The organism is Phytomonospora sp. NPDC050363 (genome assembly GCF_040655735.1).
Classification (GTDB): Bacteria; Actinomycetota; Actinomycetes; order Mycobacteriales; family Micromonosporaceae; genus Phytomonospora.
The window spans coordinates 794,527-808,103 of sequence record NZ_JBFAKK010000001.1; the positions used below are offsets into that span (position 1 = coordinate 794,527).

Below are 13,577 nucleotides of genomic sequence, written 5' to 3' on the forward strand. Positions count from 1 at the left end.
CCCGCCATGACCGATCCCCAATGGCAGCAGCAGGGACAGCCCTATCCGCAGTACGGGCAGGAGCCCCCGCCGCAGGGACAGCCCGGGCCGCAATGGGGCCAGCAGCCTCCCGCGCAAGGCCAGCCGCAGGCCGGCGGCTGGCCCGCACAGCCGCCCCCGCCCGGATACCAGCCCCAGCCGGGCTACCCACCCGGGCCCCAGCAGGGTTTCCCCGGACAGCCGGGCTGGCCCGCAGGCCCCGGGCTGCCTCCGGCCGCACCGAAGCGGACCGGCCTGATCGTCGGGGCGGTCGTCGGAGCGGTCGTCCTGGTCGCCGCCCTCATCATCGGCGGCGTCGCACTGTGGTCGGGCGGCGCCGACGAGCGCAGCGGTGGGGGAGGCGCGCCCACAGCGGCGGTGGAAGGACACGGCGTCGTCGTCGGCGAGGGTCCCGTCAAGGTCGAGATCTGGCTGGACTTCCAGTGCCCGCCTTGCGGGGAGTTCCACGCCAACGCGGGTAAGACACTGCGAGAGTTCACCGCGGCGAACCGGATCACGGTCGTCTACCACCCGCTGAACTTCCTGGACTCCATGTCCACCGACGAGTACTCGACGAGGGCCGCGTCGGCGTCGGTGTGCGCTGCCGACCAGGGTGAGTTCGAGGCCTACGCCGACTTCCTGTTCACCAGCCGGCCCGTCGAGGGCGGCCCCGGCCTCTCCGACGAGGAACTGGTCCAGGGCGGAACCCCCATCGGCCTCGCGGACCCGTTCGCGGACTGCGTGCGCACGACGAAGTACGCCGACTGGGTCGAGACCGGCACCACCGAGTCCGGCGTCGGCGCGGTTCCCACCGCCACGATCGGCGGCTCGCCGGTCGCCGACATGACCAACTTCGTCACGGCCCTCGAAGCCGCCGCCTAGGGCTTGACCGGTGGGTCCCGTGGGAGCCGCAGCCCTCGGTGACCCACCGACTCGCCCCTAACCCAGCCGCAGGCCGCGCGGTGTCTCCCGGAAGCCCGCGGCGGCCAGGGCCGCGCCGAGCACCGTCCCCGCGACGGGTTCGCCGTCCCCGCGCTCGACCGCGAGGGATCCGAGCCCACCGCGGCGGACGGTGTCCACCAGCGCCACGGCCGCCGCGCCGAGCACGCGCTCGTCCTCCGTGTACGACAGCATTGTGCGGCCGCCGCGTTCGACATAGAGCGCGAGTTCGCCGCCGGCCAGGACCACCAGCGCTCCCGCGCGGCGACCGGGCCGGTGCCCTCCGCTGCCGTCGGCGACGGTCTCCCGCGCGTCCGGCCAGGACAGGCCCGCCCCGAAGGGGTTCGCCGGGTCGGTCGCGGCGAGCACGACGATCTCGTCCCCGCCGGGAAGCGCACACGCGCGCAGGCGGTCGACGGCGCCCGGCTCGGCGAACTGCGCCGCGCCGAGGCCCGCCACGAAGTAGCCGCGCCGGACCGCGCCCCTGTCCTCCATGGCCGAGAGCACCGGATAGAGGCCGACGGTCGTCTCCCGGACGAGGACGCCGTGCCGGTCCAGCGAGGCGGCCGCCCGTGCGTGCAGACGCCGGGTCGGGTCGGTGTCGCGTTCGGGAAGCCGTTGCCAGCGACCGGTCGCCGTCGGCGGAGACGTCCTGGGAACGCGGCCGGTCCGGCGGGCCAGTGGGAAACCCGGTCGCACGCGTCTCGAACGCGGCGGGCTCGGCCGGGACTTGTGCGCACCCGCGCCCGACAGCAGCGTGCGCAACGGTGCCAGGGAGTCGTTGGTGATCCATCCCGACCACACCAGGTCCCACAGCACCGAGACGAGGGTGGCGTCGTCCTCGGCGTCCACGGTCTCGGAGAGGTCGCGGAAGAACCTGGCCTGGCCGAGCGCGTCCAGCACGGCCTCGTGCAGATCGCTCGACACCGCCTCCGGGTTCGGTTCGGGCAGCAACAGTTCGGCGGAGTCGGCGTAGGCGAGGGTGACCCAGCCGTCATTGGCCGAGATCGAGGCGGATCCCGCCCACAGCAGTTCACCGGACGACGTCAGCTCGTCGAGGAAGACCGGCGTGTAGTCACCGACCCGGGCGGGCAGGATGAGGCGTTCCAGCGCCGAGGCGGGCACCGCGACGCCCTGCAACTGCTCGACGGCCGCCGCCACCGCGTCCACTCCCATCGCATCGGCTCCGACGCCCTGCCAGCCGGGCAGGAAACGGGCGTAGGCGTTCGGTGGGACCGGCGCGATCTCGGCCCGCAGTGCCGCGAGGCTGCGGCGCTTGAGGAGCCGCAGCACTTCCACATCGCACCACTGCGGCTCGTCCTCGGTGAAGGAGCCGTGCGCGAGGGCACCGGCCGCCGCGAGCCCGCGCAGCACCGGCTCGGCCTTCTCCTCGGGGACACCGAAACGCGTGGCGCAGGCCGCGGTCGTGAAGGGCGTGTTCGTGCGCGCGTAGCGCGAGACGAGGTCGCCCCAGGGGGCGGCGATGGGGGCCAGGAAGGCTTCGGGGACGTCGGTGAAGGCGACCTCAAGGGCCTGCGCGTACCGCCCGGCGTCCTCGGCGACGATCCAGCGCATGTCCCCGGCGACGGGCACGGCGACGACCCGCCCGGCGTCGGCGAGTTCGGCGAGCCATTCCGGATCGGCGCCTCTGGCGGCGATCTCCTCGGCGGACAGGTCGCCGACGACGCGCAGCAGTTCGACGACGTCCTCGGCGTCGCGGAGCCGTTCGGCGCCGGTCCACTGGAGCCACCCGGAGGCTTCGGCGACGACGGCCGGGTCGAGCAGTTCGGTGTGCTTGACCTCGCCGAGGAGTTCGGCGAGCAGGGTCGAGTCGACCGCGAGGGCGTTGGCGCGGCGTTCGGCGACGGGGGTGTCCTCGGAGTAGAGGTTGCCCGCGACGTAGGCGAACAGCAGGGACCGTGCGAAGGGCGACGGCCGCTTGGTCTCCACGTCCACGAGGCGGGTCGTGCGGCCGGCCAGGTCGCGCATGAGACCGGTGAGGGCGGGCAGGTCGAAGAAGTCCTCGACGCACTCGCGGGCGGCCTCGGCGGTGACCGGGAAGTCCTCGAACTCGCGGGCGACGCCGAACAGCTGCGCGGCCCGCTGCCGCTGCTGCCACAGGGGCTGGCGGCGGCGGGGGTCGCGGCGGGGCATCAACAGTGAGCGCGCGGCGCATTCGCGGAAGCGCGCGGAGAACAGCGTGGAGTTGGCCAGCTGCCCCGTGACCAGCGCGGCGATTTCGTCGGGGTCGAAGGCGACGAGCTCGGCGCGAGGCGGCTCGGGCATGTCGGGCAGCCGCAGCATGATCCCGTCGTCGGTCGGCAGCGCCTGGGCGTCGACTTTGTACAGTTCGCTGATTCGGGCGGCGATGGCCAGCGACCAGGGGCCGTTGACGGGTTTGCCGAGCAGGGAGTGCACGGCCAGGCGCCAGTCGCCCAGTTCGTCGCGGAAGCGCTCGACGATGACCGTGCGGTCGTCGGGGACGGCGCCGGTGGCCTCCCGCTGACCGGCCAGGTAGGACTCGAGGTTCGACACCGCGTACCCGTCGAGTTCCGGCCAGGACCCGTCGCCGGCCGTGGCCGCGCGCAGCCGCCGCCCGATGGCCAGACCGAGTTCGGCGGGGCGGCCGATGTCCTCGCCCTTCCAGAAAGGCATGCGGGCGGGCTGTCCCGGGGCGGGGGTGACCAGGATCCGGTCGGGGTTGATCTCCTCGATCCGCCAGGTGGACGCGCCGAGCACGAACACGTCCCCGACCCGCGACTCGTAGACCATCTCCTCGTCGAGCTCTCCGACGCGCGAGCCGGTGCCGCCCTCCAGCAACGAGACCGGGTAGAGCCCGCGGTCGGGGATGGTCCCGCCGGAGGTGACGGCCAGCCGCTGCGCGCCGGGGCGCGCGGTCAGCACGTCGGTGCGGCGGTCCCACACCAGCCTGGGGCGCAGGTCGGCGAAACCGGTCGACGGATAGCGCCCGGCGAGCATGTCGAGCACGGCCGTCAGCGCGGCGTCCGGCAGCGCCCGGTACGCCGAGGCCCGCCGGACCAGTTCGGCCAGGCGCGGCACCGGCCAGGGATCCATCGCGACCATCGCGACGATCTGCTGCGCGAGCACGTCGAGGGGATGCTTGGGGGCGTGGGCGCGTTCGAGCGCCCCGGCTCCCATCCGCTCGGCGACCACGGCGCTGACGAGCAGGTCGCCGGGATGGGTCGGGAGGACCACGCCCCGCGAGACCGCCCCGACCTGGTGCCCGGCGCGGCCGACTCGCTGGAGCCCCGAGGCCACCGAGGGCGGTGCGCCGATCTGGACGACGAGGTCCACCGCGCCCATGTCGATGCCGAGTTCGAGGCTGGAGGTCGCCACCACGGCGGGCAGCGTGCCGGCCTTGAGCGCCTCCTCGACGTACTTGCGCTCCTCGCGCGACATGGAACCGTGATGCGCCCTGGCCACCACCGGCGGAGCGCTCGCGGACTTGGGGGACTGGGCGGTCAGCTGGCCCTGGATCGCCGGTGGCGCGACCATGCCGGTGGCGAGCTCGTTGAGCCGCCCGCAGAGCCGTTCGGCGAGGCCGCGCCCGTTGACGAACACGATCGTCGAGGAGTGCGCCCGGATGAGGTCGAGGAGCCTGCGCTCGACGGCGGGCCACACCGAGGACTTGCTCCCGTCGGGTTCCGGCTCGGGCGCGGTGAGGTCGGCGAGGGGAACCTCGACGGTGACCTCGATCGTCTTGGCGGACGCGGGGCGCACGACCGTCACCGGCGCGGCTCCGCCGAGGAACTCGGCGGCGTGCTCGATGGGCCGCACCGTGGCCGACAGGCCGATGCGCTGCGCGGGGCGCTCCAGCAGCGCGTCGAGGCGTTCGAGGCTCAGCGCGAGGTGCGTTCCGCGCTTGGTCGACGAGACCGCGTGGACCTCGTCGACGATGACCGTCTCGACCGAGCGCAGCGACTCCCGTGCGGCCGAGGTGAGCAGCAGGAACAGCGATTCGGGGGTGGTGATGAGGATGTCGGGCGGCGTTCGGGTGAAGGCCCGGCGCTCGCTGGCGGGGGTGTCGCCGGTGCGCATGCCGACGGCGACCTGCGGCACGGGCGCGCCGGTCGACTCCGCCACCGCGCGGATGCCGTCGAGCGGGCGGCGGAGGTTGCGTTCGACGTCGTAGGCGAGGGCCTTGAGCGGGCTGACGTAGAGCACCCGGCAGCGTCTGGTCGCCTCGGCGGGCCGTGGCTCCGCCGACAGCCGGTCGATGGCCCACAGGAAGGCCGACAGGGTCTTTCCCGACCCTGTGGGGGCCACGACGAGGGTGTTGTCCCTGCGGGCGATGGACGCCCACGCCTCGGCCTGCGCGGGCGTGGGCGCGGCGAACGCCGAGTCGAACCACTGCCTGGTCTCGGCGGTGAAGCCCGCCAGCGGATCGTTGCCCATGACTCGATCATGCCCGCCGGGTACGACATGGTGGGCTTTCCCGGCGCGGAGAGCGCGGCTAGGCTCGGCCGCACCCGTGCCGTACGAAGGTAGGAGTGAGCCATGAGCCTGCGAGAAGACGCCGCCGTGATCTCCGGGGAGCTGGTCGCGCTGCGCCGCGCCCTGCACCGCGAACCCGAGATCGGTCTCGACCTGCCCCGCACCCAGGAGAAGGTCCTCGCCGCGCTGTCGCCGCTCGGACTGGAGATCACCAGGGGCGAGGCGCTGTCCTCGGTCACCGCGGTCCTGCGCGGCGGACGTCCGGGCCCCGTCGTGCTCCTGCGCGGCGACATGGACGCCCTCCCGGTGACCGAACTGGCGGGGGAGGAGTTCACCTCCACCGTCGACGGCGTCATGCACGCCTGCGGCCACGACCTCCACACCGCCGGTCTCGTCGGTGCCGCCCGCCTGCTGGCCGCGCGTCGCGATGAGCTCGCGGGAGACGTGGTGTTCATGTTCCAGCCGGGCGAGGAGGGCTTCGACGGCGCCGGGCACATGATCGCCGAGGGGGTCGTCGAAGCAGCCGGGCGGCCCGCCGACTACGCCTATGGCATCCACGTCACGTCGGGGATGCTGCCGCGCGGGGTGTTCACGTCGCGGCCCGGCCCGCTCATGGCCGCATCGGCGGGATTGTTCGTGCGCGTCATCGGCGAGGGCGGGCACGGCTCTCGCCCCCACGACGCGCTCGATCCGGTCCCCGCGGCCTGCGAGATGGTCACCGCGCTCCAGACCATGCTGTCGCGCCGCATCGACGTGTTCGAGCCGGTCGTGATCACCGTCGGCACCTTCCACGCCGGGACCCGCCGCAACATCATTCCCGACGAGGCCGTCTTCGAGGCCACCGTACGCACCTTCTCCGCCGAGGCGGGCAAGCAGGTCCGCGAGCACGCCGTGCGGATCTGCGAGGGCATCGCCGAGTCCCACGGGCTGCGCTCCGAGGTCCGCTTCGAGGACGAGTACCCGGCCACGATCAACGACGGCGACGAGCACCTCTTCGTCGCCGAGACGGTCCGCGACGTCTTCGGTCCCGAGCGCTTCAGCGAGCTGAAGGACCCGATGATGGGGTCGGAGGACTTCTCCCGGATCCTTGAGCGGGTCCCCGGCGCCTACGTGTTCCTCGGCGCGTGCCGGGACGAGGAGTTCGCCACGGCGCCCAGCAACCACTCGCCTCGCGCCGCCTTCGACGACGGCGTGGTCGCCGACGGCGCGGCGCTGCTGGCCGAACTCGCGATGCGCCGCCTGAATTAGCCGCGTGGACGGCCTCCCGCCGCTCGAAGGGGCGGGAGGCTCAGCCCATGCTGGAGGTCGCGAGCTTCGCCGCGAAGCCGATGAGGACCGCGCCCACGGTCGCCGATCCGGCCGAGGCGAGCTTCTTGCGGCGCCGGAAGGCGCTGGCCAGCCCCGTTCCGGCGAAGATCAGCAGGGTCAGGTAGCTCAGGCTGCAGATCTGCACGATGATGCCGAGGACCAGGAAGGTCAGGGCCGGGTAGGCGTAGTTCGGATCGACGAACTGGGCGAAGAAGGAGACGAAGAAGAGGATCGCCTTCGGATTGAGCAGACTGGCGATCAGCGCGCGCTGAAACGGCCGCTCCTGCCTGCCCTGCGCGACCTCCGGCGGGGCGTCCACCTGCGCGGCGTGGCGGGTCCGCCAGGTGCGGACGGCCTCGCGGACGAGGTTGAACCCCATCCAGATGAGGTAGGCCGCGCCGGCGTACTTGACGATCGCGAAGATCGTCGGCGACGTCTCCAGGAGGGAGGCGGCGCCCGCGGCCGAGGCCACCATCAGCACGGTGTCGCCGATGAAGACCGCCGAGGCGGCCTTGTAGCCGTCGCGCACGCCCCGGCGGGCGGCGACGCTCAGGACGTACAGCGAGTTCGGCCCGGGCAGGAGAATGATCAGGACCGTTCCGATGACGTACGCCCAGATGTTCGTGACACCCCACATGGTGCTCAAGACTGCACGGTCGCGCCCGCACGGGCAAGATGCGCGGGTGGGGCGGCCGTCACACCTTCGTCGGCCACCGGTGCGCCGGGTGTGAGGCTCAGCGGCACGACCCCCGCCCAGTAGGGGAGGTCGAGGTCCTCGGGTTCGTCCTTGGGACCGCCGGTGCGGACCTTGACGGAGACCTCCGTCAGCGGCAGCGCCAGGACCGCCGTCTGCGCCAGCTCCTTGGGAGTCGGGGGTCGAGAGGCAGCCGCGCGGCCGTCGCCGTAGGTGTCGACGATCCGCTCCAGCGCCGTCCACTTCTCCTCGGCGTCGCTCACCAACCGCGCCTTGCCGTGGGCGATGACGCAGCGGTAGTTGGCGGAGTGGTGGAACCAGGCGCGGCTGTAGATGAGGCCGTCGAGGAGGGTGACGGTGACGCAGACGTCGAGGCCGTCGCCGCGTCCTTCGAGCATGGCGCGGCTCCCGGTCGAGCCGTGTACGTAGAGGACGTCGCCCAGGCGCGCGTGGACGGTCGGCAGTACGCGGGGGAGGCCGTCGGCGGCGACGTACCCGACGTGGCATACGTGCGCCTCGTCGAGGATCGCGTTGGCGGCTTCGACGTCGTAGCCGAGCTTCTCGGGCACGCGCAGGGAGGTCGTGCGGTCCGTTCGGGGGTAGGTCACCACGGACTCCTTTGTGCTAGTACAATCTCGAAATTGTGGCAGAACAATACCAGCCGAGCGGTGCGAACGCCGCCGAGATAATCGCCGGCGTCGAGACCGCCGTTCGCGACGGCACACTCCCGCCCGGCGCGCCCCTGCCTCCAGTCCGGCGCCTCGCCGAAGACCTCGGCCTCGCCGTGGCCACCGTCGCCGCCGCCTACCGCACCCTGCGGCAGCGCGGCATGATCGAGACCGCCGGCCGCCACGGCACCCACGTCCGGCAACGGCCGCCCCTGACTCACCGCGGCCCCGCCACCCTCCCTCCCGGGGTGATCGGACTCAACAGCGGCGAACCCGACCCCGCCCTGCTTCCCGACCTCACCGCGGCACTGGCCGCCGTTCCCACCCGACCCTCCGGCTACCGTGACGCCGGCCCCTGCCCGCAACTCGCCGGCCTCGCCCGGGAACGCCTGGGCGCCGACGGCCTTCCTCCGGGTGCCGTCACCTTCACCTCCGGCGCCCTCGACGCCATCGAACGCGGCCTGTCGGTCCACCTGTCCGTCGGGGACTCCGTCGCCGTCGAAGACCCCTGCTGGGGCAACCTCCGCGACCTCATCGCCGCCCTCGGCATGCACGCCGTACCCGTACCGGTCGACGCCGAAGGCCCCACCGTCGAAGGCATGCGAGCCGCCCTGCGAAAAGGCGCCCGCGCCGTCGTCGTCACCAGTCGCGCCCACAACCCCACCGGCGCCGTCGTCACCGCACACCGCGCCGCAGGCCTCCGCCAACTCCTCGACGCCCACCCCGCCACCTTCGTCATCGAAGACGACCACTGGGCCGAACTCGCCGACGACCCGCTCCACCCCGTCGTCGGCGGCACCTCCCACTGGCTCTTCGTCCGCTCGGTCTCCAAGCCCTACGGTCCGGACCTGCGCCTGGCCGTCGCCACCGGAGACGACGCCACCGTCGCGCGCGTCGAAGGCCGCATGCGCCTGGGCGCCGGATGGGTCTCCACCGTCCTCCAGCACCTCGTCCTCGGACTCTGGCAGGACCCCGCGACCGAGGACGTCGTCGCCCAAGCCCGCGACGCCTACCGCACCAGGCGCGAAACCCTCCTGCGCGAACTCCGCGCCCGGGGGATCACTGCCACCGGACACACCGGACTCAACGTCTGGATCCCCGTCCCACACGAGACCGAAGTCGTCACCGCCCTGCGCGACCGCGGCTACGCCGTCAGCCCCGGAGCGATCAACCGCCTCCGCTCGGCGCCCGGCATCCGCATCACCATCAGCCCTCTCACCGACCCCGGCGAGATCCGTGCCCTCGCCGACGCCGTCGCCGAAGCCGCCAGCGCACCCCGTCCGGGCGCCCTCCGGCGCTGACCTTGCGCCACCCGCCCGATTCGATAAGGATCGACCCCAACCTCACCCCTTACCCAGGAGTCACCAGCGTGACCGCGACGACCCCCGCAGTCGACATTCCCCGACTGCAGCGACGCACCATCCGCCTGCTCGCCACCACCCAGATCCTCGGCGGCGTCGGTGTCGCCATGGGCGTCTCCGTGGGATCCCTCCTGCTCTACCACCTCACCGGCGGGCCCGGACTGTCCGGCTTCGGCCAGGCGCTCTCGGTCATCGGCGGGGCCATCATCGCCATCCCCGTCGTACGCGTCACCAACTCCTACGGACGGCGGCCGGGACTCGCGCTCGCCTACACGGCCGGGATCATCGGCTCGTCGATCCTGGTCGCCGCGATCGTCGCCGACTCCGCCGCGCTGGCCTTCCTCGGCATGTTCTTCTTCGGCGGAGGAACCGCCGCCAACCTCCAGGCCCGCTACGCCGCGACCGACCTCTCCGAACCCTCCCGGCGCGGCAGGCAGCTGTCGATGATCGTGTGGGCGACGACCGTGGGCGCCGTGGCGGGTCCCGGCCTCATGCCCTTCGCCGATGGCTTTGTGCGCGATAACTTCGGTCTGCCCGAGTACGCCGGCCCCTTCGTGGTCAGCGCCCTCGGCTTCGTCGTCGCCGGCCTCATCCTGTGGTTCATGCTGAGGCCCGACCCGCTCCTCGTCGCCCGTGTCGCCGCCGACGCGCCACCGATGCACAAGTCCGAACGCGGACTCGGCGCCGGACTGCGCGCCGTGCGCGGCAACCCCGGAGCACTCCTGGGCATCACCGCCGTCGCGCTCGGGCACGTGATCATGGTCGGGGTCATGGTGATGACCCCGGTCCACATCGAACACACCATGAGCGGCCACGAAGGCCACGGGATGAGCGTCGAGGGCGTCGTCGGGATCGTCATCAGCCTGCACATCGCCGGGATGTACGCGTTCTCGCCGATCGTGGGCTGGGCCGCCGACCGTTTCGGGCGCCGCCCGGTGATCCTCGCCGGCATCGTCCTGCTCCTCGCCGCCTGCGCCACGGCCGGCACCGCCGGCGACGGCACGCCGCAGCTGGCCGCCGGGCTGGTCTTGCTGGGCCTGGGCTGGTCGTGCACCATGGTCGCCGGATCGGCGTTGCTGACCGAGTCGGTGGACGTCGCGCGCCGCGCGTCGGCGCAGGGCCTGTCCGATGTCACCATGGGTGTCGCGGGCGCGGTGGCCGGCGCGCTGTCGGGCGTGGTCATGGACGCGGCCGGATACCCCATACTCGCCCTCTGCGCCGCGGTCACGACGGTTCCCGTCGCGGTGGCGGCACTGCGGGCGCGAAAGAACTGACGGAGGAGAAGCATGCGACGGACCGACTTCTGGGAGCGTATGGGCGAGACTTTCGGGCCCGCCTACGCCGCCAGTGTCGCCGCCGACCAGGTTCTGCCCCAGCTTCGGGGCAAAACCATCGAACAGGCGATCGCCGCCGGTGAGGACATCGGTTTCATCTGGCGAGCGGTGTGCGCGGCGTACGGGGAGCGGGTACCCGCTCGTATCCGCAGGTGAGGCCCTGCGAGTACGAGACGCGCCGAACCCGTCACCTCCGCGTCTCTCGAACGTCAGTTCGGGTAAAGTCACTTCGGTCGCGCCGCCGCAGAGTTGTCAGACCCGCGGTCTACCGTGACCGGCATGGCTAAACAACCACCGCTGACCAAGAAGACAAACTCATTCCCAGTCTCAGGAGGGTCGGGCATGGCTGTTTCTGTTGACAAGACGAAAGCGCTCGATTTGGCGCTGGCGCAGATCGACAAGCAGTTCGGCAAGAACTCCGTCATGCGCCTCGGCGAGCGCCCGAAGACCGACATCAGGGCGATCCCGTCCGGATCGATCGCGCTCGACGTCGCCCTCGGCATCGGTGGCTACCCACGCGGCCGGATCGTGGAGATCTACGGTCCGGAGGCCTCCGGTAAGACCTCGCTCGCCCTGCACGCGATCGCGAGCGTCCAGCGTGAAGGCGGCATCGCCGCGATCGTCGACGCCGAGCACGCCCTCGACCCCGAGTACGCCGCCGCCCTCGGCGTCGACACCGACGCCCTCCTGGTGTCCCAGCCCGACACCGGTGAGCAGGCCCTCGAGATCACCGACATGCTGATCCGCTCGGGCGCGATCGACATCATCGTCATCGACTCCGTGGCGGCCCTGGTGCCGCGCGCCGAGATCGAGGGCGAGATGGGCGACAGCCACGTCGGTCTCCAGGCGCGCCTGATGAGCCAGGCGCTGCGCAAGCTCACCGGTGCCCTCAGCAACTCCGGCACCACCGCGGTGTTCATCAACCAGCTCCGCGAGAAGGTCGGCGTGTTCTTCGGCAGCCCCGAGACCACCACCGGTGGTAAGGCGCTGAAGTTCTACGCCTCCGTGCGCCTCGACGTGCGGCGCATCGAGACCCTCAAGGACGGCGGCGACGCGGTCGGCAACCGCACCAAGGTCAAGGTCGTCAAGAACAAGGTCAGCTCGCCGTTCAAGATCGCCGAGTTCGACATCGTCTACGGCCAGGGGATCAGCCGCGAGGGCTCGATCATCGACGTCGGCGTGGAGCAGAACATCATCCGCAAGTCCGGTGCCTGGTACACCTACGAGGGCGACCAGCTCGGGCAGGGCAAGGAGAAGGTCCGCGCCTTCCTGAAGGAGAACGCCGACCTGTCCAACGAGATCGAGAAGAAGATCCTGGAGAAGCTGGGCATCAGCGGTTCCGCCCCGGCGGCCGACGAGGCCACGGTCGAGGCCGAGCCGGTCGACTTCTGAGCCGCCGGCGCGGATTACCGGTCAGCGGTGGTGGCCGGCCGGTACCGCGCCAAGGGGGAGCGGACAGTCAGCGGTCGGAGCACGGCGAGCGCAACCCGCGCCCGCCCACTCCGGCGAGGTTTGGCCGAGCACGACGAACCACGCCCGGCGCGCGCTTGCGCGCCGGGCGTGGTTCGTGCTTGGGGGAGGGCAGAGGGGTTGGTGTGGGCGCGTTGTGGGCTGTGGGTCGGGACGACTGAGGTGGGCTGAGGGCTCTGGGCGCGCGGCATTCGCCCGTGACGTGGGGGAGGGTGGGCGCGCGGCCTGGGGAGGGGCGGCGGGGAGAGAGCGGGTTGGTCTTGCGCTGCTCGCCGCTCTGTTCGCCGCCCGCGAGGGAAGCGGGGGCCGAATAGCGCCGCGCCGGACGCGAGTGCGGCCACCCACGAGGACGGGGCGGGCAGCGGGGAGGCCACGCCGCAGTGCGGATAGGGCGGGTTCGGCGCCCTGCACGTCCGGGGGAGGCAGCACTCCTTGGGATGAGGCGGATCGTCGTGCTGCCCGCCCGTTCATCGGGCCGGACAGGGGAGGGCGGGCATGCCCGTTCCCCGGGGCGCCCGCTGACGCCTTCGCGACGGTCGTTCCCCGCCATCCGTGCAGCGGGGACACCGCGTCGGGGTCGAGACCGGTCTCCGCGACGAGTCGCACCGTCCCGTCGACTTTCGGGGCCATTTCGCCCGCGCCGTCACGCCGACCATCTCCCGCGCCAGGAAGACCGAGTGGAGCGCTGACGCAACGCGTGCCCCCTGCTCCCGCCAGCCGACAATGACCGCTGGCAGTTCGGCCCGCTCGACGCCCAGTCCTCTCCCCGCCACCGACCTCCAGGCCATCCCAGGTTCGCAGAATCCAGTTTGGATCCGGCGCTCTGCCGCCGGGTGCCGCCGGGTGCCGCGCTCCCTTGCCGGGACTTGTGTCCCAACGCCAACGCCAACGATTCTGTGCCTAGCACCTCGCCACCGGCACCCAGCGGCCGACATCGCGGCATGCCACGCATGTTCGCTCGCGCTCAAATGCCCTTGAGCGGCCGCTGAGGCCCGCTGCCAGCATCGCCCTACCCGAGGTCTGCCCAGAGCTCCCGCACCGCCGCCGGCGTCCAATCTCCACCGAAAGAACAGCGCGGCTCACGGTCCAGCCGGAGCCCCGGCGGGCGGTGTTGGTCCAGTCGAGCTGGATGCCGCCCGCCCTCTTCCAGCGCTACAACAGCCCCTACTGCCGCCTATCCCGGCGGCGCCCGGCTCAGCGGCCGTAACCGGCTCTGTCTTGCCGGCATCAACTCATCGCGCCCCCTCCAACCGCGCGCCCGCCCCTCGCCTCGATCGACGTCCCAACCGTTCCTCTCCCAATGCCTTTCATAACCCCCTCCCGTACCTGC

The 13,577-nt window shown here is 72.1% G+C and carries 9 protein-coding genes; 6 read left to right on the forward strand and 3 right to left on the reverse strand.

Annotation, left to right across the window (positions count from 1 at the left end):
• Positions 1-6: 6 nt before the first annotated feature.
• Positions 7-900 (forward strand): thioredoxin domain-containing protein, encoded by an 894-nt coding sequence (locus tag AB0I28_RS03485; RefSeq protein WP_357489089.1) that lies wholly within the window; start codon positions 7-9, stop codon positions 898-900.
• A gap of 57 nt (positions 901-957) precedes the next feature.
• Here the strand turns inward: AB0I28_RS03485 and AB0I28_RS03490 are convergent, their stop codons facing one another.
• On the reverse strand, positions 958-5,373 hold the full coding sequence (locus AB0I28_RS03490; RefSeq protein ID WP_357489090.1) for a DEAD/DEAH box helicase: 4,416 nt from the start codon (positions 5,371-5,373) through the stop codon (positions 958-960).
• A 102-nt stretch (positions 5,374-5,475) separates the two neighbouring features.
• Here AB0I28_RS03490 and AB0I28_RS03495 point away from each other — a divergent pair, with 102 nt between their 5' ends.
• Positions 5,476-6,660, forward strand: coding sequence for a M20 family metallopeptidase (locus tag AB0I28_RS03495; RefSeq protein ID WP_357489091.1), 1,185 nt, complete (start codon positions 5,476-5,478; stop codon positions 6,658-6,660).
• A 40-nt stretch (positions 6,661-6,700) separates the two neighbouring features.
• Here the strand turns inward: AB0I28_RS03495 and leuE are convergent, their stop codons facing one another.
• Together leuE and AB0I28_RS03505 are read right to left on the reverse strand one after the other, a co-directional pair.
• A complete protein-coding gene (gene leuE / locus AB0I28_RS03500) occupies positions 6,701-7,357 on the reverse strand; it encodes a leucine efflux protein LeuE (protein WP_357489297.1) in 657 nt (218 codons plus the stop codon).
• Between the two features lie 5 nt (positions 7,358-7,362).
• A complete protein-coding gene (locus AB0I28_RS03505) occupies positions 7,363-8,022 on the reverse strand; it encodes a pyridoxamine 5'-phosphate oxidase family protein (RefSeq protein ID WP_357489092.1) in 660 nt (219 codons plus the stop codon).
• 35 nt (positions 8,023-8,057) lie between these two features.
• On the opposite strand from AB0I28_RS03505, the gene AB0I28_RS03510 reads away from it, so the two are divergent.
• From AB0I28_RS03510 to recA, 4 genes are all read left to right on the forward strand, one after another.
• Positions 8,058-9,383 carry an aminotransferase class I/II-fold pyridoxal phosphate-dependent enzyme gene (locus AB0I28_RS03510; protein WP_357489093.1) on the forward strand — a complete coding sequence of 442 codons (1,326 nt, stop codon included), beginning with the start codon at positions 8,058-8,060 and terminating at the stop codon, positions 9,381-9,383.
• A 68-nt stretch (positions 9,384-9,451) separates the two neighbouring features.
• The gene (locus AB0I28_RS03515; RefSeq protein ID WP_357489094.1) at positions 9,452-10,717 is read left to right on the forward strand and encodes an MFS transporter; all 1,266 of its coding nucleotides are present in this window, start codon (positions 9,452-9,454) and stop codon (positions 10,715-10,717) included.
• 12 nt (positions 10,718-10,729) lie between these two features.
• The gene (locus AB0I28_RS03520) at positions 10,730-10,933 is read left to right on the forward strand and encodes a DUF3046 domain-containing protein (RefSeq protein WP_357489095.1); all 204 of its coding nucleotides are present in this window, start codon (positions 10,730-10,732) and stop codon (positions 10,931-10,933) included.
• A 186-nt stretch (positions 10,934-11,119) separates the two neighbouring features.
• Complete coding sequence (gene recA, locus AB0I28_RS03525) at positions 11,120-12,169, forward strand: recombinase RecA (RefSeq protein ID WP_357489096.1); 1,050 nt, start codon at positions 11,120-11,122, stop codon at positions 12,167-12,169.
• Positions 12,170-13,577 lie beyond the last annotated feature (1,408 nt).